We start from the raw sequence: 22,051 nt of genomic DNA on the forward strand, positions 1-22,051 counted from the left end.
GAGGATTAAAAAAGGCAGGTTTGAAAATGGCTGTTTATCATTGTGTTCTGTTCGATTTGGATGGAACGCTTTTGGATTTTGGAGCTGCTGAACATGGGGCGTTGCTGGAGACACTGGAACATTTCGGATTGCCTGCAACGGAACAGACCGAACAGACATATCGTGCCATCAACGATGGATTGTGGGCGGCGTTGGAACGTGGAGAGATTCGCCAGGAAAAACTGGTGGTCAGGCGTTTTGAAAAGCTTCAGGAAGAACTGGAGGGAACGCAAGATCCTGTTCAGATGAACGCATATTATTTGGCGCAGCTTGCACAGAGAGCAGATGTGTATCCGGAAGTGGAAAATACGTTGCGGGAACTTGCTGAAGTTGCAACGCTGGTCGTAGTTTCCAATGGTGTGGAGCATGTTCAGTTGGGGCGGCTGGAGCGGGCCGGCATCCTTCCGTATTTTGACGGAGTATTTGTCTCCGGAAAAGTGGGGGCTTCCAAGCCGTCTCGCAAGATTTTTGATGCAGCGCTTCATTCTTTGGGCATCGAAAATCGAAAAAAGGTTTTAATGGTGGGAGATTCTCTGCGCGCTGATGTGAGCGGAGGCGCTGCGGCAGGATTGGATACTTGCTGGTGCAACTTTAAAGATGCACCCATGCCGGAGAAAGAAAAGCCAACGTATACCATTACAAATTTGGAACAGTTGTTTGAAATTGTGATGGAGAAGGAGGAGCTTGCCAATGTCGGAAATCCGGACAAGCGCCATTTGGTTTGATTCTGCAAATGGAAAAGATCGTGTAGCTGGCTATTATTACGATGTCCCGGATACAACGCCACGCGCTGTTGTGCAGATTTCCCATGGCATGTGCGAGTACATTGGCAGATATCAGGATTTCGCATCTTTTTTAGTGCAAAATGGCTTTGCCGTCTGCGGCAATGATCATCTGGGACATGGTGCTACGAGCGATGGTGGTACAGATGGTTTCTTTTCGGAAGAAAACGGCTGGAAGCATGCACTGGAAGATTTGCGAACGATGAATCGTTTGGCCAGAGAGCGGTATCCGGGGTGTCCGGTTTTCCTTTTGGGGCATAGCATGGGCAGTTTTTTTGCCCGTTTATATGCTGTGACTTATCCAGAAACGATTGATGCATTGCTGCTCAGCGGGACAGGTGGTCCAAATCCTGCTGCGGGAGTGGGGATTTTTTTGACTTCTGTACTGGCAAAATGGAAAGGACCTCGCCATCGATCGAGCTTGATCAATCGGATGGCTTTCGGTACGTATCTGAGTCGAATTTCCAATCCGAATACACCTTACGATTGGATCACAAGGGACCAGGAGATTGTAAACTCTTATGTGGTTGATCCCAAATGTACGTTCATCTTTACGGTCAGTGCCTTTCATGATCTGATGTGTGTGCTGGCGAAGGTCAGTACTCCGGAATGGGCAGCTCGTTTTCCAAAAGAATTGCCTGTAATGCTATTTTCCGGAGACATGGACCCTGTGGGAAGCTACGGAAAGGGTGTGCAGAAAGTTTACGATCTGCTTTGCGGGGCAGGCGTAAAGGATGTTTCCATTAAATTGTACCCGGGCGGTCGGCATGAGATGCTGAATGAGACGAATCGCCAAGAGGTATATCGGGATATTTTAAATTGGTGTAACACGCATTTGTAAAGCGTGTTCGATGTAAATGAAAAAGGAGAATCAGGAATGGAGTTAATTACAACGTTTATCCAAGCGATGTTTGGAGCGCTGATGTCTATGAGTGCGCTGCAGATCGTCAAAATGGTCGTCATGTGGGCCGTTGGAGGAGTATTGATCTATCTGGCGATCAAAAAAGACATGGAGCCCAGCTTGCTCCTGCCGATGGGATTCGGCGCGATTTTGGTTAACCTGCCTTTGTCCGGTGCGATTGACCAGCTGTATGAAAGTGGATTGGAAGAGGGCGCAATTGACGTTCTGTTCCGTGCGGGTATTGCCAACGAGTTGTTCCCGCTTTTGCTGTTTATCGGCATCGGCGCGATGATCGATTTTGGACCGTTGCTTTCCAACCCCAAGCTTTTGCTGTTTGGTGCGGCCGCTCAGTTTGGTATTTTCTTCACCATCTCTCTTGCCTGCGTGGTGAACATGGTTCTTCCGGGAATGTTCAGCATTCAGGATGCGGCCAGCGTAGGTATCATTGGCGCGGCAGACGGCCCCACGGCTATTTTCCTTGCTAACTACTATGATACACAGTACTTAGGAGCCATCATCGTTGCGGCATACAGTTATATGGCACTTGTGCCTATCATTCAGCCGCCGGTCATCCGTATGGTGACGACGAAAGAAGAGCGCAAGATTCGTATGCCGTACGAGGCAAAAGAAATCAGCAAAACGACGCGCATTCTTTTCCCGATTGTGGTTACGGTGATTGCAGGTCTGGTCGCGCCCAGAAGTGTTGCGCTGGTTGGATTTTTGATGTTCGGCAACCTGCTGCGTGAATGCGGTGTCCTGAACAGCCTGTCTGAAACGGCGCAGAATGTGCTGGCAAATTTGATTACGATTTTCCTGGGAATTACCATTGCCACGAAAATGCAGGTCGATCAGTTCCTGACGGTCGGTACGTTGATGATTATGGGCTTGGGCCTGTTCGCGTTTATTTTTGACACGATTGGCGGCGTTATGTTTGCAAAGCTGCTGAACCTGTTCACCAAGAAGAAAATCAATCCCATGATTGGCGCGTGCGGTATTTCCGCGTTCCCCATGTCCAGCCGTGTGATCCACAAAATGGGCCTGAAGGAAGACCCGCAGAACTTCCTGCTGATGCATGCTGCAGGTGTGAACGTGGGCGGTCAGATTGCAAGCGTTATTGCGGGTGGTCTGATTCTGAACCTGATTGCGAAGTAAGGAGGACTGACAAATGGAACAGTTGTTGCAGTCGTTGGGCGTTATGCTCATGGGCATGTGCGGAATCTTCATTGTAATGGGTATTATCAGCCTGGTCGTATCTGGGCTTAACCGCATGTTTAAGTAAAATAGACACAAACAGCCGCCACCTTTTTGGGGTGGCGGCTGTTATCCTGTACGGAGGATCTTGATGTTCACAAAATCTCTTGAAAAATTGAAACAGGGAATGGTGGGCACAAAATATGTGCTGTGCACCCTTTGCGTTTTGCTTTATCTGCTTTTAGCCAAGTTGAGTGGCGGCTCTCTCTGGGACATGCTGCTCTTTTTCCTGTGCACTGCTGCTTATCTTTATTTTCCGGGTCGCTTTTTTGCCTGGATCTCCGGAATGGAAAAGCAGATCCCAAACTTTGCATCGCCGCTTGCGATTTTGTTCGGAACCGGATTTTTGGCGGCATTGTATTGTTTTTGTGAACGTCTCGGCTTTTTGTGGGCGGTTCGGTTGCTTCCGCCTGTGTTGGGTTTGATTTGGATTTTATTTGCAGCGCGTCTGGATGTGAAAAAAGTGCAGGCTCACCTTAGAACCAATGCAGCTGTTCAGTGCATTTTGGTTTTGTGGGCGGGTTTGCTTGTGCTTTTTGCTTTAATGGTCACGGTGAAAAATGCGCATCCCACAGTGGCCGGCGAAATTTTGCCGAATCAGGATGTATTGTGGAATATTGGAAATGCGGAGTCTTTTCATTTGGCTTTTCCACCACAAGATATTCGTTTTTCACAGGTGAGACTTGCTTATCATTATCTTACGGAACTGACAGTGGGGGCACTCTCATTTGTCAGCGGCATTTCCTGCTATGATATTTTTGTGATTTATATTGGACCGGTCGTGCTGGCGGCGTTGCTGTGCTGCCTATATCAAATGGGTACACACTTTTATCAAGGCAATCGGGATAAAGCGCTGCTTTTTACCTTTTCCATGTTTCTGTTTAACTGCGCGAGCTTGTGGACAGCTCTTCTGAATGGCAAAGGTGTTTTTAATAATACCAATATGCTTCACCTGATCACAAATGTGAACTCGCAAAGTACAGCGCTGATTTTTATTTCTGTTTTTCTTGTGCTGTTTCAACATTTGGCGGAAGCCCATTTCCAGGTTGGAATTCGCTTCCTCGCCACATTTTTGTGCAGTTTTTTTCTCGTTTGTTTTGCTAAGGGACCGGCGGCAGCTATTGTGGCCTGCAGTTTTGCAATCACCATGCTTTTTTTGCTTTTTCGCAAGCCCAAATGGGGAAAAGCTCTGCTGTGCTATGGCGGTGTAATTGCTATCTTCCTGACCATCTATTTTGTGATTTTTTCTTCCGGTGTGAACACAAGCGTACACTTTGGATTTGAGACAATCAAGAATATGCCGCCCTATCAGTGGCTTGGCGCTTTGGGGCTGGCAGACAATCATTGGCTTCGCTTGCTGCTTGGCGGGCTTTTGGCATTGGTGTGCATGCAGCCTTTTCAAATTCCGCTTTATCTGAATGGCTTGGGAAAAGACGTTCGAACACTTTTCAAACTCCCTGCGGAGAGGTTGCTGGCCAACGGTGTTGTGGCAGGCGGATTTTTAGCTTTTTTCCTGTTCTGGCATCCGTCGTACAGTCAGCTGTATTTTGCATTGGTCGCTATTTTCTTCTTGAACCTGCTGGCCGTGGATCAAATCGACCAGGTTAGAGGAATTCTTAAAAAAATCACAATTGTGGGCGGGATCTTGGGCCTTGCCACAACTGTGGTTTTGGTGATAAACTTTACCGGGAGTGGTATGCGGCAGTTGGGAAGGAATCTTGATATCATTCCGAAGTATCCTTATGTCAGCACTGTTCGCGCCGGTGATGAAGAAGCAATGATCTGGATGCGGGAGAACACAGAGCAGGATGCAGTGTTTGCAACCAATCGTATTCACACAATGGCGAATACGAATGATGGAATTTCCAGCATTTACTCTGCGTTATCCGGAAGACAGGCGTATATGGAAGGGTATACGTACGCTATCACCAATATGGGAGTTTCTGAGAAGGTCGTAAGCGAAAAACGCGCAGTGAATGAGGCGCTATTCAGTGCGCAGACGACCGGAGAACAAATTTCGCAGTTGTGCAAGGAGAACGGAATTGATTACCTGGTGTATTCTACGCAATATGAAGGGGATACGGAGCAACTTTCCGGCTTTCCTTGTGTGTTTTCCAATGAAGATGTAGAGATTTATAAGATATCTTAAGCTGAGGCATATATGTTATTAACCATTGAAAATTTGAATAAAAGTTTTGGGGCTGATTTGTGCCTTGAGAATGTTTGCTGCACCTTGGACAACCAGGATAGAGTTGGAATTATTGGAGAAAACGGTGCAGGCAAGACAACATTCCTGAAAATGATTACAGGGGAACTGGAACCGGATGCGGGTGAGATTTCCTTTGCACGCGGTACGACCTTGGGGTATTTGGAACAGAACAGCCGGTTGGATCCTGCTCAAACGGTATACGGTGAGATGAAGAATGCTTATCGTTCTGTGTTGGATGCCATGGCGGAGATGGAAATCCTTGAAGGTCAGATGGCGCTTCATCCGGAGGACCGTTCGCTGATGGAACGCCATGCGGAATTGCAGGCAATTGTAGATGCCGGTGATGGGTATCAGATGGATACGCAGATTCGAAAGATTCTGAACGGAATGGCGTTCCCGCCTGAAACGTATGAAAAAAGGATTTCGGTTTTGTCTGGTGGAGAGCATACCCGGCTTCGGCTTGCAAAACTGCTGCTGCAGCGTCCGGACATCCTGATTCTGGACGAACCGACCAACCATCTGGACTTTGAAACGATGGAGTGGCTGGAACAGTTCCTGGGCAGCTATACCGGGGCGATTCTTGCGGTAAGTCACGATCGATATTTTCTGGATTCGGTTTGCAACCGGATTTTTGAATTTGAAGAGCACACGCTCACAATGTACAAGGGAAATTACTCTGCCTATCTTCCACAGAAAGAAGCCGCGGTTGCGCTGCAGCAGAAACAGCACGACGCAGATGTGGAAAAAGCACAGAAACTGGAAGATTATATTGCCCGCAATCTTGTGCGTGCCTCAACGACCAAAATGGCGCAAAGCCGCCGTAAGCAGTTGGAAAAGCTGGAGATCACACAGGCACCGAAAACTGCACACACAGAGCTTAAGTTCCGCTTTGAGTTTGATATTACTCCTTACAATGAGTTGCTTACAACGCATAATCTTGGAATTGTACTGGGTGGGAAGACCCTTGTGCAAAATTTGGAACTTACTGTTCTTCGTGGTGAACGATTGGTCATTGCTGGCCCGAATGGAGCCGGAAAGTCGACCCTGCTGCGAGTGCTGGCCGGAAAATTGAAACCGCAGACCGGTACGGTACGGTTGGGCGCAGGAGCGAAACCATCCTTTTTTGAACAGCAACAGGCTCGCCGGGCGGGGACAGTGATTCATGCTATTTGGGATAAGTATCCTAAAATGACGGAATTGGAAGTCAGAAGCCACCTGGCAAAATTAAACTTCCGCGGTGAGGATGTATTTAAGAATTGCGCGGCGCTTTCCGGTGGAGAATTGGCACGGCTTCGATTTGCAGAAATTCTGTTGGAACGGCCGAATCTTTTGTTTTTGGATGAGCCCACAAACCATTTGGATATTTATACCAGAGAAAGTCTTGGAAAAGCGTTGGAAGCGTATGAGGGCACGCTGGTTTTGGTCACGCATGATCGTTATCTGATGAACAGCCTGGGCTGCCCGATTCTGTATTTAGAAGATGGAAACGCAGTTATCTTCCGAAATTATGAGGCTTTAATGCGGCGAACAAATCCGGTTGAAAAGATTCCGGAGGAAAAGCCGACTCAGCCGCGGCCGGCTTATGGAAAAGAGCAAAGAAGACGGAAAGCTGAACTTCGCGCGAAAATCAAAGCTTTGGAAGACGAGATGGAAGAGCTGGAATTAAAGATTATGGATTTGGAAGGTGCGGTTAATGACCCGGATGTTCTGAAAGATCATGTTCGGCTGCGAGAAGTTTGCGATGAATTGGATGATGCCCGTTTTCGCCAGGATGAGGCGTACAATGAATGGGGCGCCCTGATGGAAGAGCAAGAGACCTACGAACAGGAAGAAAATGCATAAAAAAGATCCCGGAGCTATGGCTCCGGGATTCTTTTTATGCAATCGCAATCCGACCGGCAAGATACATATCAGAGGCAAAACCCTGAAAACTGTACAAAATCAGGATTCGGTCATATCCGCCGCGTTCCAAAATGGTATCAATTTTTTCATTGTTGGCACGAAAATCGACAATACCGATGTTTTTGTAATTTTGAGTGAGATAGGGAATAAAACTATTGGCATAACTGTCTTTAACCACAAGAATACTTCCTTCGCCGTCTCCCTCAATGGTGGAGAACCCGTTGTTTCCGCGCAAAAACGCTTTATACTTATCACGAGTGTCGAAGGCGGAAGTGTCGTAAAGAGGACCCTCTTGAGTGGTTTCGTTTCCGGCGGGATCATAGTTGTGAACAGTCAGCACATTATCAAAATCCGGATAGGTGATTACATCCGGCAATGCATTGTAGGTGCGTGCTTTGGAATAGTTTGTTCCATAGAAATCGTCCACAGTGACAAGTGGGACAGAATCGTGGGAAACAGGCGTCAGACCCTGGCCGGATACATAGTCAGAATACGCGTAATATGCTCCGGTATCCGTCCAGTGATGATCTGTTCGATAATAGATATATTCATCTTTGTGAGAACGCAGCGTGGCACGTTCATCGTAAATGGTTGCCAGACCCGTGAGACGAGCGGATAATTCGTCTAAATAGGCGTCTTCGTCAATTACAGGAACATCAAAGGGGAGTTTCTCCTCCAGAATCAGACTTGCAGACGGGACGATCATCACATCCACCATGTTGGGATGGCGTTCACAGAGCTTTTGAATGGCATCCATGTTTTGGTAAAAACGAGTGCTTTCCCCCAAAGAAACAAATTTGGCAAACAGATAGTGCTCTTTTCCAAGCCATACACCGTTGTTTTCGGTTTTCAGAAACAATGTTTCCATGCGGCTTTTCAAATCAATCCAGCTGTCGCGAAAAGCGATTTGGTCTTTGGTATAAGTGTCATACTTGGACATCCAGGTTTGCGTAGGATCTTTCGCAAGCACACTTTCGATGGAAAAAGAAGGGCGTTGCTCCAATTTTCGGTTTTCAAGTTCGGAATATTCCCGCTTGGGCCAAAACTCATCCAAAATGGCAAACCCCATTAGAAAAGCCAAAAACAGAAACACAATGGGATACTGCTGCAGCTTTTTAACAATGTTCATGGGTGTTTTTCTCCTTCATCAGAATCGGAAATAGAGGAATGGACTGTTGGTAGCGTCCACCATGTAGGCAATGGTTACAATGAAGATAATTCCAAGTACGATGCCGCGAAGCAGGGTGTTCCGCTTCAGGCGTTCGTAGATTTTCAGAGTGATCGGTGTGCAGCACAGGATACATACCAACAGAAGAACACCATAGTTTCGCAGATAATAAAGCGCCGACACACCACCGGATGGAATAAACATCTTTTCAAGCAGCAAAGAAAGAGATACGCCATAATCGCTTCCGACGAACAGTGCCCAACCAATTACGACCAACAACATCGTGTAAAGGTGCGGCCAGATACGTCCCTTTTTTAAGTGGGGGAGCAGCCAGATTTTTTCAATCATCAGCAGAATGCAATAATACAAACCCCAGAAAATAAAGTTCCAGTTGGCGCCGTGCCAAAATCCGGTCAAAAACCAGACGATGGCAATGTTGATCAGTTGGCGTTTCAGCCCTTTCCGATTGCCGCCGAGAGGAATATAGACGTATTCACGGAACCAGCCGGAAAGGGTCATATGCCAACGACGCCAGAATTCGGTAATGCTGCGGGAGATATAGGGAAGATCGAAGTTTGGCGGGAAATCAAACCCGAGCATTTTGCCCATTCCGATTCCCATCATGGAATATCCCGAAAAATCGAAATAAATCTGCAGTGAATAGGCAAGAAGACCAAGCCAGACAAGCGATGTAGAGGCATTGGCAAGACCAATCACACTGTCAGAAGAGGATTGCCCCACAATATCGTACCAAAGTTTGCTGATTCCATCCGCGAGCAGAACTTTTTTGGCAAGGCCGAAGATGAACAAGGAAATTCCCTCATCGATGCGATCCAATGTAACGCGTCCGTGCAGTACATGAAGACGGTCCGACACATCTCGATATTTGACGATGGGCCCGGCAATCAGCTGCGGGAACATAACCACATAAGCGCCAAAATCGATGAGGTTGTGCTCTGCTTTTACATCTCCGCGATAAACATCAATGGAATAACTCATAGTTTGGAAGGTATAGAAGCTGATCCCAAGAGGTAAGGTCAGCTTCAGCAGGGGAATTCCAAGGCCGGTAATAGCATTGATGTTTTGAATGAAAAAGTCTGTATATTTGAAAAAAATCAGCATACCGAGACTGCCGATAATACTGTAAAGCAAAAAGCCTGTGCGCGCCTTGCGGCTGTGCCCGAAACGTTCCAGCCCCAGGCCGGCAGTATAGTTGATTAGAATGGCGACAGCCATAACGGGAAACAGACGAACTTCGCCCCAGGAATAAAAAATCAGACTGCATAAAAACAAGACGGTATTTTTCCATTTGGCAGGGGCAAGGTAGTAAAGTGCCAGCGTGATGGGAAGAAAGCGAAATACGAACAGAATCGTACTAAAGACCATGAGAGAAACTCCTTCTATTTTTGAATCCGAGAGACAGCTCAAAAAGAAAGCCGGTACAGGAGGTACCGGCTTTCCAGGATGCACGCTTATTTCAATGCTTCATCAATCGCCGTATCCACTGCGGAGTAATCCACTCCTTCGCCGGCAATGGCGAGAACCACATAATCGCCCTTTACGACAACACGGCCGTTTTGCGTCTGTTCATATCCGATGGGAAAATCGTCTTTGTAATTTTCCCAAGTGGCAACGATGCCATCCCGATAAGCCTCCAGCTGGGTTTTTACAGTGTCTGCTTTCCCCTCGGCGGCTTTCACAACCAGTACCGTTCCGGGTTTTCCGTTCGTCAGTGTCTGCTGACCGGCAAACTCCACAAAATCTTCTTCGGTCAGGTTCATCGTATAAATCAAATCATCCTGCTCGATTTCTTTGGGATTTTCAATATTACAAACGCTCTCAACTGCGCTGGCAACATCCGCAACATTGTAAGAAGCGGAAGACCCACCGCAAGCGGCAAAAAGTCCAGCGCAAAGGCAGAGTACACTCAAAACAGCAAAGAAACGTTTCATTTTAAGCCCTCTCTTTATAAATAAAGTAATAAAAGCAAGTTAGTGTTATTGTACATGACTTTGAGGATATTTGCAAGGCCTTTTCCAGAGTATGATCCGTTTCGCGCTTTTTATACGATGAAAGGATTAGGTTTCTTTACAAAGGCATAATCATAAATCACAACAAAAATCGAGCCAACCTACACTAAAACGTCGCTGTTTCTTTGTGAAAAGCGACGTTTTTTTGTTTACCGAAAACCCCCGGCTGTGCCGGGGAGTTCTCAAAAAGCTTTAGCGTTGCATAGGAAATAAAAACTCCTTTTGATACAATAAAGATGCGGTCTGCCAACTGCACTAAAGTATCAAAAGGAGGACAAAAGGCATGACGCCTAATGACAAGAATAGTTTAGCACATACAACATGGAACTGCAAATATCACATAGTATTTGCGCCGAAGTATCGCAGAAAAATCTTTTACAAAGAAAACCGTGTGGAAATAGGGAAGATATTGAGAGAATTATGCAATTGGAAACAAGTGAAAATAGTAGAGGCGGAAGTGTGTCCGGATCATATCCACATGCTGGTGGAAATACCGCCTAAGATGAGTGTATCCAGTTTCGTAGGTTTTCTCAAGGGGAAAAGCAGTCTGATCATTTTCGAGAGACATTCCAATTTGAAGTACAAATATGGAAACAGGCAGTTTTGGTGCCGTGGATACTATGTCGATACAGCAGGTAAGAACGCAAAGAAGATTGCGGAGTATATCCAAAACCAACTCAAAGAAGATCAGATTGAGGATCAGATGACCCTTAAAGAATACATAGACCCGTTTACGGGTAGCAAGTAATATTCTTTCGCAGGTGGCAGACCGTACCAACGCCTTTAGGCGTGGCTAGTATTTTAGGGCTTTGCCCGCTTCTGAAGAACCACCAGCTTCGCTGGTGGGTTACTTTTATGGCCTGGTTTTGGAAAGGAGTGATGCTGATTTCAAATTGAAAATGAAAGGGGGAGTTATTTTTGCTGGTCAGGCCGGGAGGTCTGGCCTTTTTTCATTCCATCAAAAAGGAGGTTAGCAAATGGCCGATGAAAAAGTGAACATGGGCCCGGAGGAAAATAAGACCCCAGAAACCCAATCCCCGCCCGGCCAGGGTGATCTGCCACCGCTGGAGGAAGATAATGCTCCTGCTGTTTCTGGTGAAGATAAAGCGGCCCCCGATCATGTGGAGCCCGATCCGCCGTCAGCCGACAAGCACACACAGCAGACTGTTCTTCCCGGCATGGGCGAAGATACACCCGCCCCGTCCGGCAAGGTGATCAACCTTTCGGACATCCAGGCCGCTGATAAGGACGGCAAGGAGGCTTCTACTACCGCCCCGGAAAAGAAAGCGCCGGAGGCGGATAAGCCGAAAAAGCGCCGGGGCCGTCCCCCGAAAGAGCAGGCTGCGGTGTCTGCGGGGAAAAAGGAGAAAGCGGCGGAGCCCCGCACAGGCCGCCCGTCTAAGGTTGACAAGGCGGCCCGTGATGAGGCCCCGCCCGCTGTTCGGGACAAAGTGTCCAGAGGTAAGAAAGCTGACAAGGGCAAGGAAACGGGTTCCGGCGGTGCGCCTGTGTCTAAACCCGCTAAGGCGGTAAAGCCGGACAAGGCCGCTCCCGTCAAGGAGGCGGCAGTCCCGCCGGAGATCAATCTGCCGCCCACGCCTGACGTGCCGCCCCGCCCGGTGGAAGAGGGAAAAATCGTCTATCTGAAAATGGCGGAGCTTCACCCGTTCCATACGTTCCGGGAGCACCCCTACAAGGTGCAGGACGATAAGGCGATGGACGATCTGGTGGGGACAATCAAGGAACACGGCATTATGACCCCTGCCACCGTCCGCCCGGAAAAAGACGGCAAGGGCTATGAGATTATCGCGGGCCACCGCCGCCATCACGGTGGTACACGGGCCGGGCTGGAGGAAATGCCCTGCATCGTCCGGGAAATGACCGATCTTGAAGCTGTCCGGGAAATGCGGAACAGCAACAAGCAGCGGGGCGATCCTCTCCCCAGCGAACTGGCAAAGCTGCTGGATTTGGAGGTGGAGGCCATTAAACGCCAGGGGGCCCGCCCGAAAAGTGAGAAAGAGGCAGAGGCCCTGGGTAAGCTCTCGGTGGAGATTGTGGGTAAGGAACACGACATGAACTATAAAAAGGTCATGCGGTATATCCGGCTCAACTCCCTGGTGCCGGAGCTTCTGGACAAGGTGGACACAAAGCAGATGGGTTTTATGCCTGCGGTGGAGATCTCGTATATCAGGCCGGAAAACCAGCGGCTGATTGCCGTTTCCATTGATGGGGAGCAGTCCTCCCCCTCGGTGGCCCAAGCGAAGCGGCTCCACGAGCTGGACAAGGAGAGCAAGCTCAACGGCGATGTGATCGACGGCATTTTGAGTGAAGAAAAAAAGGAGGAGCGCGGTGTGATTATTTCGACTGCTGAACTGTCTAAGTATTTCGGTAAGGAGGTCACTCCTGCCAAAATGAAAGAGCAGATCATGGCGCTGCTGGACGAGTGGAAAGAGAAACAGCCGCCCGAACTGGCGCAGCCGGACAGGAAAAAGGACTTGGAGAAGTAACCGGGCCCCGCTTCTGGACATTTTGTCCAGAGGTGAACTCCCCGCGCCGGGGATGGGCTCTGTGGTGATATATCCCCCGTCGCCGGATATTTTGCAGCGCAGCCGGGAACGGGCCGTCAAGGGGCGGAACGCCCGCCGTTTGCGGCGGCTTGCCCTTGACGGCCTGGTCCGGCTGTGCTATTTCCGGCAAGGCGGCGGGGGTATATCCTCCAGAGCCGCCCCCTTTCCCATGAATGGGAAAGGGCGGGGGGATAGGGTTGAACTACCTATATAAATATCGGAGGTGTGATAATGAAACGATCCCTTGCTTATATCACCGCTGCGTGGCGCGGTGATCCTGCGGTGGATATGGAGCAGGCGGCGCATTACTGCCGCGTGGTCTACGATGCGGGCTATTCCCCCATCTGCCCTATGCTCTATCTGCCGTTGTTCCTCAATGACGCGGTGCCGGAGGAGCACAAGAACGGCATCGACATGGGCCGCGATCTGCTCCGGCGCTCCCGTGTGCTGGTGGTGTGCGGCCATTCCGTGACCGAGGCCATGAAAAATGATATTGCCGTGGCCCAGCGCCTGGGGATCACCGCGACTACCCTTGAGGGCATCCTGACCGTCAAGGGCCAGGGGCGGTGCTGATGGCGTCCCTGTTTGAAGCCTACATCACCAACCTGGGAAAGTACAACGAGGGTGAGCTGGTTGGCGAAACGCTGAAATTCCCCACGACTACCGAAGAAGTACAGGCCCTTTTGAAGCGGATCGGTGTGGACGGGGTACGTTATGAGGAATTTTTCATAACCAGTTTTGACGGTGATGTGCTGGGGCTCTACGACTATCTCACAGAATATGAAAACCTGGACGAGCTCAATTATCTGGCCTGTCTGCTCTCCGAACTGGATCAAGGTGAGCTGGAGAAATTTGAGGCCGTCATTGACAGCGGCGAACATACTTCCAGTGTGGCTGATCTTATCAATCTGGCGCAAAACCTGGACTGCTACGAATTTTATCCCGGTGTGGGGGACGATGAAACCCTGGGCCGCATCTATGTGGAGGACATGGAGGCCATTGACGTGCCGGAGCACCTGCTCCCTTACTTCGATTATGAAGCATACGGGAGGGACATTCGGATCAACGAGGACGGTCACTTTGCCCCCGGCGGCTATGTGCTGAACAACGGCGGCAAATTCATCGAGCACTACCACGGGATCGAGGACATTCCCGCCGAGCACAAGGTTTTCGCTTTTCCGCAGCTCTCGGTGCGGGAGCAGATGGCGGCCTACAAAGAAATTATTGACGGCTCTTCCCTGGAGGGCTATCGGAAAATCACCCAAAAGGAACACGAGGGGCGGTAGCGGCACTTCTGGACGTTTTGTCCAGAGGTGCTTTTTTCATGGAAAGGAGGGATACGGCTGATTGACGAGGACGTTTCCAGACGTACCATAGCAGTTTCCATCAAGGCAACAAAGCTCACGGGCCGAGTGCTGGCCCAGGCGTGTCTGGCGGTGGGCCGGAAGATTAAGAAAACGTACCGGGCCCGCCAGACACCCCACGGAAAACAGACGGTGCGCCAGCTTATGGGCCACGGGGCCGCCACGAACAGCATCGAGGTGGAGTCCCCAAAGGACTTTGACCGGGTGGCCCGGCGCTGGAATGTGGACTATGCCTTTTATAAGACCGGGCCGGACAAATACCTGTTGTTTTTCAAGAGCGGGCAGACCGACGCCATCACCGCTTGCTTTTCGGAATATTCCCGGCGCGTGTTGAAGCGTTCCAAGTCCCAGCGTGTTCCCATCCGGGAACAGCTCAAACGGGCTGCCGCTGAACTGGCCCGCCATCCGTCCCACAAGAAAGAACGTGCAAGGGAGGCGGTGCATGAGGACAGATAGCGTCAAAAAGTATGTGATACCCAATATCCCGTACCTGTTTATTCTGTGGGCCTGCCTAAAGCTGGGGACAGCCTATCGCCTGGCCCCTGGAGCAGACTTTGCTCACAAGCTCATGGGCCTGGGGCAGAGCATCGGCCCGGCCTTTGCCGACTTTGCGCCGGGGCTGGCCCCCTTTGACTGGCTCATCGGTATTGTTGGCGCGGTGGGGTTTCGCCTGCTGATCTACTTCAAAAGCAAGAACGCAAAGAAATTTCGGCGGGATGAGGAATACGGGTCGGCCCGTTGGGGCACCGAAAAAGACATCAAGCCCTTTGTCGATCCGAAGTTTGAGAACAACGTCATTTTGACAAGGACAGAGTTTCTCACTATGAACACCCGGCCCAAAAATCCCGCCAACGCCCGCAACCTCAACGCCTGTATCATCGGCTCGTCCGGCTCCGGCAAAACCCGTTTCTGGCTCACGCCCCAGCTGCTCCAGGCGCACAGCTCTTATGTGTGCGTCGATCCGAAAGGCGGGGTGCTCTCCCAGGTGGGGGCTTTCCTGCAACGCCGGGGGTATCAGGTCAAAGTGTTCAACAGCATAGATTTTTCAAAATCCATGCACTACAATCCGCTGTCCTACATCCACAACGAGGCGGACATCCTCAAATTCGTGGATACCCTCATAGCCAACACCAAAGGCGAGGGCAAGGAGGGCGATCCATTTTGGACGAAAGCGGAAACGCTTTTGTACTGCGCCCTGATTGCCTATATCATTTTCGAGGCACCCGCCGAGGATCGGAACATCAATACCCTGGTGGATATGATTTCCGGCATGGACGTGAAAGAGGATGACGAGTCCTATATGAACGCGGTGGACTATATGTTTAAGGGCCTGGAAAAGCGCAAACCGGATTGTTTTGCCGTGAAGCAGTACAAGAAATATAAGCTGGCAAGCGGAGATGTATGCTCTAAGTGACTTCTTAATCATGGTTTTTGTCATGGTTAGTGAAGCAGTCACTTAGAGCATTTTCATTTCGAGGAGGTACAGCCATGAGAAACGAGAAAATCACCCCACTGTATGAGCGTTTGAGCCGCGATGATGAGTTACAGGGCGAGAGCAACTCCATAAGCCATCAAAAGCAGATGTTAGAGGAATTTGCCCGCCGGAACGGGCTGCCGAACCCCACTCACTTCACCGATGACGGCGTATCGGGAACCCGTTTTGACCGTCCCGGCTTTCTGGCGATGATGGAGGAAGTCGAGGCCGGACGAGTGGAGGCCATTGTTATCAAAGACATGAGCCGCCTGGGGCGTGACTATCTGAAAGTCGGCCAGGTCATGGAGATTTTGCGGCAGCGCGGCGTCCGGCTGATCGCTATCAATGACGGTGTAGACAGTCTGAAAGGCGATGATGATTTTACCCCGTTCCGCAACATCATGAACGAGTTTTATGCCCGCGACACCAGCCGGAAAATCCGCTCCGTGTTCAAGTCCAAGGGCATGAGCGGCAAGCACCTGACCGGCACTGTCATTTACGGCTACCTGTGGGACGAGAAGCGGGAACACTGGCTTGTTGACGAAGAAGCCGCCGAAGTGGTACGCCGCATCTTTTCCCTGACGATGGAGGGCTACGGCCCCTATCAAATCTCCAAGCTGCTGTCCGAGGCAAAGGTTGAAATCCCCGCTGTCCATCTGGCCCGCTTTCACGAGGGCGTAAACAGGTCAAAGCCGGTCAAAGACCCCTACGGCTGGGGATCGTCCACCATTGTGAACATCCTAAAAAAGCGGGAATACCTGGGCCATACTATCAATTTCAAGACCCGCAAGCACTTCAAGGACAAGAAAAGCCACTATGTTGACGAAAGCGAGTGGACGATTTTCGAGAATACCCATGAGGCCATCATCGACCAGGAAACCTTTGACAATGTGCAGCGCATCCGGGCGAATGTCCGGCGCTACCCGGACGGCTGGGGCGAGGCCCACCCTTTGACCGGCCTGATGTACTGCGCCGACTGCGGCGGCAAGATGTATGTCCATCGCGTCAATAACGGCAAGCGTGACCCACAGTTTACTTGCAGCCAGTACAGCAAGTACCCTATCGGCGCCCTTTGCCCCACACAGCACCGCATCCGGGCCGAGGCCGTCCTGACCCTGATAACCGATATGCTCCGGGCCATCGCGGAGTATTCCAAAAATGACCGGGCCGAGTTTATCCGCACCGTCCAGGAAACGCAGGCCGCCCAGCAAACCGCCGACATATCCAAAAAGCGGAAACGGCTGGCCGCCGCCCAAAAGCGGGCTGGGGAACTGGAAAAGCTGATTTGTAAAATCTATGAGGACAACGCCTTGGGTAAGCTGCCGGACGCCCGGTATGAGGCCCTGGACGCACAGTATGCCAAAGAGCAGGACGCTCTCCATGCGGAAATCACGGAACTGGAAAAGGCCGTTACCGGCTATGAGCAGAGCCGGAAATCTGCGGAGAAGTTTATTGCCCTGATTGATAAGTACGAGAACTTCGACACGCTGACAAACACCATGCTCAACGAGTTTGTAGAGAAAATCCTTGTCCATGAGCGCGCCCGGAAAGGCAGCCAGGATACCACGCAGGAGGTTGAAATCTACTTCAACTTTGTGGGCCGGTATATCCCGCCCGCCTTGCAGCCGGTTCCCCTGACCCCGGAGGAACAGGAAGAACTGCGGAAGAAGGAGGAACGCAAAGACAGGCTTCACCAGAACTACTTGCGCCGCAAGGCCAATGGCAAACAGAAGGAATGGGAAGAACGCTACAACGCCAAGCGCAGGGCCCAGGTGGAGGCAACAAAGGCCGCGATCCGGGCCGAGGACATGGAAAAGGGCGTTTTTATCCCCGTCAGCCAGTTACCCAGGCAGGAGCCGCGCAAGGCCGCTTTACCGGCCAGCGCCGCAGTTTAACCGTCACAGTGCAAAGGAGGATGAACATGAGCAAATTGACTTACACCCGCTGCGGAGATTACTACATCCCCGACCTGAAACTTTCCGAGCAGCCGGAGGCCCCCATTGGCAAGTATGGCCGTATGCGGCAACGCTACCTGAAGGAACACCGGCCCGGCCTTTACAGCAGCTTGATTTTGAGCGAAAAGCTGTACCCGCACCTGTTGGAGATTGACCGGGAGGCGCGTGAACGGATGGACGCCATGCTGCCCCGTATGATGGAAGCGGCGGGCGTCACCGAAGAACTGAAAGCCCGTGACTCCATGCGCTGGGTGGGGCTGATGAACACGCTGAAAGCACAGGCGGAGGAAGTTATTTTTCAAGAATTGATTTATACCTAACACTATCCGGAAACAGAGGATTTTCCTCTGTTTCTTTTTGCCAGAAAAACATTTGACATCACTCGTTATCGCGCCTATACTGAAAATGGTTAGCCACATCAAACCGAAGGGAGGCGTAGGAAGTGCTTGCCTATGACAAACAAACACTCTCTGGCGCGATTGAGATTTTATCACAGTCAGAATTGCCAGATAAATTTGAGGGAATGAAACTATATGGTTCCCCGGAAGAAGCCAAAGACGAATTGTGTCAGGACTGTAAAATATTCAGGCTGTCGAATGAAACGGGATATGGACGGATTACTGTTTATCAGGTTTTTCCGGGTATTGAGCTTTACTACAACGATATGCACATAGGATATTGCAACCAAAACCAGGCTACCGCAAAAAACATGATAGAGATCAACCATTGTTTAATCGGGCGATTTGAGTGTAGTTTTGGTGAAAATAGCTGTTGCTATATGGCGGAAGGTGACTTGTCTATCAGTTCTATGATGAAGAGAAAGTCAAACTCGTGTTTTCCCCTGAACCACTATCACGGCATTTCCATTATCATCAATTTGGATGAGTTGTTGCCGGAGGTACGGCGGATTATGGAACTGCTAAATATTGATCTGCACTACATACAAAAATATATATGCGAAGGAAACCGCTGCTGCATTATGCGGGCGAACCCGTCTATTGAACATATTTTTTCAGAGCTCTATCATGTCCGGGAAAAAAGAAAACCGGGATACATGAAAATTAAAATGCTGGAACTGCTCCTTTTTTTAAGCGATCTCAATACAGCAGAAGAAGTTTTGCAGACGGATTATTACAATCAAAATCAAGTTGCATTGATTAAGGCCGTAGCGTCATATATCACGGAAGATTTAACGACACACCACACGATTGAGCAGCTTTCTCAAAAATTTAAGATTTCTACAACTGCGTTGAAAAAATGTTTCCGGGGAGTTTACGGAACCTCTGTTTATTCCTACCTTCGCACCTATCGGCTTCAAGTTGCTCAAAAGCTGCTGCTTGAGACAGAGTTACCGGTGACGGAGATTGCAAGCAAAATCGGATATGAAAATCCGAACAAATTTACTTCTGCCTTCAAGGAAATGTATGGCAGTTCTCCAACAGAGTTCAGAAAGAGTGTCCGTTTGGATAGAAACGGTCCGTATGGAGTGGCGAAGAAGTCTGAGCTATATTAAACTATCCTTTGTCAGATAAAAGCAGAAAGAACGCTTGAAGCTGGCCTATTTTTTGAGTAGCTGGTTAGATAGTGCTAACTTTCTGAAAGACAAAGGAGGATTTCCAAATGGGAAATGAAAAATCGACAGGTAACAAGTACACTGTCAAAGACGCGGCAATCATCGGTATCTTCTGTGCGGTCATGTTCGTTGTATTTATGGTCTATTCGACCCTGACCGGCGCTTCACTGTTCTATTCCATGATTTTTAACGCCGCAGGTGCGGCACTTATCCTCGCACCGTTCTATGTTTATATGTGCATGAAAGTCGGCAAGCATGGCCCCGCTCTTGTCTACAATATCATGTGGGCAATTATCGCCGGATTGATGATGGGGCCATTTATGATTCCGTGGTTTTTGGGCGGCGGTATCATCGCAGAGCTTTCCATGTGCGGAAAGGATGCCTACCATGACATTAAGCGTGTGTCCATTTCGTGGGTAATCACGGCATTGGTTCGCGCTGCACATGGTATGTCAGAAATTTGGTTTTTCAAAGACGCATTTCTTGCCACCGGCGTCAGTGAGCAGCAGGTTCAGGTTCAGACCCAGTATTACACCGATCCGAAGTACGTCCTTTTGAGCCTGGCTGTCACCGCTATCCTGGCCGTCCTTGGCTGCATGATTAGCAACAAACTGATTGTGAAGCACTTCAGAAAGAGTGGCGCGATTAAATAAACTATGAGCATGAAATTTGATTTTCGGACCAAATTGCTTGTCATAGTTCTCACTATGTCGCTTGTGGCGGTGCTCACAAGCGACATTTTGATATACACACTTTTGGGCGTTTTGAGCGTGTATTTGATTATTCAGGGCTTTGGCAGGCAGACAATAAAATATCTAATCGTCTGCGGTGTTTTTATCGTGTTAAGGCTGCTTTCAGGAGGACAGGGCATTACCATTCTTATGCCGGAAATGTTCCTGTTCATGGTGCTGCGTATTTTGATGATGGTTATGGCTGCGCAGCCCGTGATTGGTATGCCGCCGGGAGAAGTTGTAGCAGTTTTTAAAAAAATCCACGCTCCTGATGGAATTGCCCTGCCCGTAACCTTCATGTTGCGTTTCTTCCCTACTGTGCGCAGTGAATTTTCCGATGTGTTTGCCTCACTTCGGCTGCGAAAGCTGTTGTCATGGAAACATCCTCTGGACGCAATGGAGTATATTGTTACGCCTGTTATTTTCCGTTCATCCAGAATAGCTGAGGAACTCGCAGCTTCTGCTGAAAGCAGGGGGATTTCCAATCCGGGAAAACATACCTGCCGCAGGAAGATAGAATTTCAAAAAAGAGATTGGATTATGTGCGTGGTTGCTGTTTGCGTAACCGCACTCTATTTTGTGCTGGAAAGGACGGTAGCATAATGGTAAATGATAAAGCAAGGCGATCCGTTATCCAGTTTGAAGATGTATCTTTTGAATATCCGGGAGCCGAAACAGAAAGTATCCATCATATCAGCCTCGATATAAAAAAGGGCGAGTTCCTTGTTCTGACTGGAGGGAGCGGCTGCGGAAAGACAACTTTAACACGATTGATAAACGGGTTAGCTGAACAATTTTACGAAGGGACGCTGAAAGGGCGAGTCACACTGCTGGGACGCAGCATATCGGAATATCCTCTGTATGAAATCGGGAAAAAAGTAGGTTCAATCTTTCAAGATCCAAAGAGCCAGTTTTTTGCCAGTATTACAGAGGATGAAATTGCGTTCGGGTGTGAAAACTATGGCGTTCCGTATGAAGAACTGGATGGACGGGTTTCAAGTGCGATCAAACGTATTAACGGAGATATGCTGCGCGGGAAAGAAATTTATCCGATGTCCAGCGGAGAAAAACAGAAAATAGCGGTGGCCTCCGTCAATGCTGTTGACCCGGAAATTTATGTGTTTGATGAACCTTCGGCCAATTTGGATATGTATTCCGTTGAGGCGCTTAAAAATTTGATGGGTGGACTAAAAGCGGAAGGCCACACAATCATTGTTGCTGAACACCGGCTTTATTATCTTACTGACCTTGCAGACCGTTTTCTTTATATGGAAAACGGGAGCATAAAAGAAGAATGGACGGCGGGAGAACTGCTCTCTATTCCAGAAGAAAAAAGACGAGCCATAGGAATACGGGCGGCAGATTTACACCATATTGAAGTAGATATTCCCCCTACAAAAGAAAAAGATATGACGCTGGAGGTAAAGGATTTGACGTTTTCCTATCGCAAACATCCGGTTTTCCACGATATATCTTTTCGGGCGTATGCTGGCGACCTGATTGCGATTGTAGGCCATAACGGAATAGGAAAAACTACTTTGTCGAATATTCTTTGTGGTATGCAAAAGGAAAAAGAGGGTCAGGTCATATATAACGGGACAAAGGTATCTAAAGGCAAAAGGAAGAATTTTGCCTACTTTGTTATGCAAAATACAGATTGCCAGTTGTTTGGGGACAGCGTAGAAGAAGAACTGCTATTAAACGGAAAAGGCAGTACCCAGGAGCAACGCGATGATCTGCTAAAACTATATGGTTTGTTTGAATGGAAAGAACGGCATCCCGCTACTCTTTCCGGCGGACAGAAACAACGGCTCGCTCTCGCTGTATCGGATTGGATAGATACCCCCGTTTTGATTTTGGATGAGCCTACCAGCGGTCTTGATTTCAAAAATATGATGAGAATATCGGAGCATTTGAAAGCTCTGGCGCAAAAAGGAAAGACCATTTTAATCATTACCCACGATTATGAATTTGCCGCTATGACTTGCAATCGGGTTCTGCATTTCGTTGATGAAGGTCATGTAGAAACATTTCCGTTACAGGAAAATTTGTCCCGCTTATATTCCTGCCTTATGTGTCAATGAATTATGTGTCTGATTGGATAG

The 22,051-nt window shown here is 49.2% G+C and carries 20 protein-coding genes and 1 pseudogene; 18 read left to right on the forward strand and 3 right to left on the reverse strand.

Annotated features, from left to right (window positions below):
• The first annotated feature begins 26 nt into the window (after nt 1-26).
• The 6 genes from ACKTS9_RS17800 to ACKTS9_RS17825 all read left to right on the forward strand — a co-directional run bounded on the left by ACKTS9_RS17800 (nt 27) and on the right by ACKTS9_RS17825 (nt 7,024).
• Nucleotides 27-764 (forward strand): YjjG family noncanonical pyrimidine nucleotidase, encoded by a 738-nt coding sequence (locus ACKTS9_RS17800; RefSeq protein ID WP_407882003.1) that lies wholly within the window; start codon nt 27-29, stop codon nt 762-764.
• Nucleotides 730-1,662, forward strand: coding sequence for an alpha/beta hydrolase (locus ACKTS9_RS17805; RefSeq protein WP_407882005.1), 933 nt, complete (start codon nt 730-732; stop codon nt 1,660-1,662). The genes ACKTS9_RS17800 and ACKTS9_RS17805 overlap by 35 nt, the downstream gene beginning before the upstream one ends.
• A 66-nt stretch (nt 1,663-1,728) precedes the next feature.
• On the forward strand, nt 1,729-2,874 hold the full coding sequence (locus tag ACKTS9_RS17810) for a sodium ion-translocating decarboxylase subunit beta (RefSeq protein WP_407882158.1): 1,146 nt from the start codon (nt 1,729-1,731) through the stop codon (nt 2,872-2,874).
• A 13-nt stretch (nt 2,875-2,887) separates the two neighbouring features.
• Nucleotides 2,888-3,001 carry an OadG-related small transporter subunit gene (locus ACKTS9_RS17815; protein WP_349216046.1) on the forward strand — a complete coding sequence of 38 codons (114 nt, stop codon included), beginning with the start codon at nt 2,888-2,890 and terminating at the stop codon, nt 2,999-3,001.
• Nucleotides 3,002-3,259: 258 nt separating this feature from the next.
• Entirely contained in the window at nt 3,260-5,122 is a 1,863-nt protein-coding gene (locus ACKTS9_RS17820) for a hypothetical protein (RefSeq protein WP_407882007.1), read from the forward strand.
• Between the two features lie 12 nt (nt 5,123-5,134).
• Nucleotides 5,135-7,024 carry an ABC-F family ATP-binding cassette domain-containing protein gene (locus tag ACKTS9_RS17825; RefSeq protein WP_349216043.1) on the forward strand — a complete coding sequence of 630 codons (1,890 nt, stop codon included), beginning with the start codon at nt 5,135-5,137 and terminating at the stop codon, nt 7,022-7,024.
• Between the two features lie 34 nt (nt 7,025-7,058).
• On the opposite strand, the gene ACKTS9_RS17830 is transcribed toward ACKTS9_RS17825, so the two are convergent.
• From ACKTS9_RS17830 to ACKTS9_RS17840, 3 genes are all read right to left on the reverse strand, one after another.
• The gene (locus ACKTS9_RS17830) at nt 7,059-8,213 is read right to left on the reverse strand and encodes a DHHW family protein (protein ID WP_349216041.1); all 1,155 of its coding nucleotides are present in this window, start codon (nt 8,211-8,213) and stop codon (nt 7,059-7,061) included.
• A gap of 18 nt (nt 8,214-8,231) precedes the next feature.
• On the reverse strand, nt 8,232-9,638 hold the full coding sequence (locus ACKTS9_RS17835) for an MBOAT family O-acyltransferase (RefSeq protein WP_349216039.1): 1,407 nt from the start codon (nt 9,636-9,638) through the stop codon (nt 8,232-8,234).
• Nucleotides 9,639-9,724: 86 nt separating this feature from the next.
• Nucleotides 9,725-10,204 (reverse strand): DUF4358 domain-containing protein, encoded by a 480-nt coding sequence (locus ACKTS9_RS17840; protein ID WP_349216038.1) that lies wholly within the window; start codon nt 10,202-10,204, stop codon nt 9,725-9,727.
• Nucleotides 10,205-10,565: 361 nt separating this feature from the next.
• On the opposite strand from ACKTS9_RS17840, the gene tnpA reads away from it, so the two are divergent.
• The 12 genes and pseudogenes from tnpA to ACKTS9_RS17900 all read left to right on the forward strand — a co-directional run bounded on the left by tnpA (nt 10,566) and on the right by ACKTS9_RS17900 (nt 22,030).
• Nucleotides 10,566-11,030: an IS200/IS605 family transposase gene (gene tnpA / locus ACKTS9_RS17845; RefSeq protein WP_349215395.1), complete on the forward strand. Its 465-nt coding sequence runs from the start codon at nt 10,566-10,568 to the stop codon at nt 11,028-11,030.
• A gap of 229 nt (nt 11,031-11,259) precedes the next feature.
• Nucleotides 11,260-12,789, forward strand: a complete 1,530-nt coding sequence (locus ACKTS9_RS17850) for a ParB/RepB/Spo0J family partition protein (RefSeq protein ID WP_349213967.1) — start codon at nt 11,260-11,262, stop codon at nt 12,787-12,789.
• A gap of 291 nt (nt 12,790-13,080) precedes the next feature.
• On the forward strand, nt 13,081-13,422 hold the full coding sequence (locus ACKTS9_RS17855; protein WP_050618702.1) for a hypothetical protein: 342 nt from the start codon (nt 13,081-13,083) through the stop codon (nt 13,420-13,422).
• Nucleotides 13,422-14,135 carry an antirestriction protein ArdA gene (locus ACKTS9_RS17860; RefSeq protein WP_349213966.1) on the forward strand — a complete coding sequence of 238 codons (714 nt, stop codon included), beginning with the start codon at nt 13,422-13,424 and terminating at the stop codon, nt 14,133-14,135. The genes ACKTS9_RS17855 and ACKTS9_RS17860 overlap by 1 nt, the downstream gene beginning before the upstream one ends.
• 99 nt (nt 14,136-14,234) lie before the next feature.
• Nucleotides 14,235-14,669 (forward strand): PcfB family protein, encoded by a 435-nt coding sequence (locus ACKTS9_RS17865; protein ID WP_349213970.1) that lies wholly within the window; start codon nt 14,235-14,237, stop codon nt 14,667-14,669.
• Nucleotides 14,656-15,609, forward strand: a pseudogene (locus ACKTS9_RS17870) (type IV secretory system conjugative DNA transfer family protein); the annotation flags it as partial. The gene ACKTS9_RS17865 and the pseudogene ACKTS9_RS17870, both read left to right, overlap by 14 nt.
• A gap of 92 nt (nt 15,610-15,701) precedes the next feature.
• Nucleotides 15,702-17,582: a recombinase family protein gene (locus tag ACKTS9_RS17875; RefSeq protein WP_204889798.1), complete on the forward strand. Its 1,881-nt coding sequence runs from the start codon at nt 15,702-15,704 to the stop codon at nt 17,580-17,582.
• Between the two features lie 26 nt (nt 17,583-17,608).
• Nucleotides 17,609-17,962 carry a TnpV protein gene (locus tag ACKTS9_RS17880; RefSeq protein WP_050006200.1) on the forward strand — a complete coding sequence of 118 codons (354 nt, stop codon included), beginning with the start codon at nt 17,609-17,611 and terminating at the stop codon, nt 17,960-17,962.
• Between the two features lie 122 nt (nt 17,963-18,084).
• On the forward strand, nt 18,085-19,155 hold the full coding sequence (locus tag ACKTS9_RS17885; RefSeq protein WP_050006199.1) for a helix-turn-helix domain-containing protein: 1,071 nt from the start codon (nt 18,085-18,087) through the stop codon (nt 19,153-19,155).
• A gap of 107 nt (nt 19,156-19,262) precedes the next feature.
• Complete coding sequence (locus ACKTS9_RS17890; protein WP_204889799.1) at nt 19,263-19,868, forward strand: MptD family putative ECF transporter S component; 606 nt, start codon at nt 19,263-19,265, stop codon at nt 19,866-19,868.
• 9 nt (nt 19,869-19,877) lie between these two features.
• Entirely contained in the window at nt 19,878-20,549 is a 672-nt protein-coding gene (locus tag ACKTS9_RS17895; protein ID WP_242969724.1) for an energy-coupling factor transporter transmembrane component T family protein, read from the forward strand.
• Complete coding sequence (locus ACKTS9_RS17900; protein ID WP_087241874.1) at nt 20,549-22,030, forward strand: ABC transporter ATP-binding protein; 1,482 nt, start codon at nt 20,549-20,551, stop codon at nt 22,028-22,030. The genes ACKTS9_RS17895 and ACKTS9_RS17900 overlap by 1 nt, the downstream gene beginning before the upstream one ends.
• Nucleotides 22,031-22,051: the final 21 nt, after the last annotated feature.

This window comes from Owariibacterium komagatae, from assembly GCF_045865535.1.
Classification (GTDB): Bacteria; Bacillota; Clostridia; order Oscillospirales; family Ruminococcaceae; genus Ruthenibacterium; species Ruthenibacterium komagatae.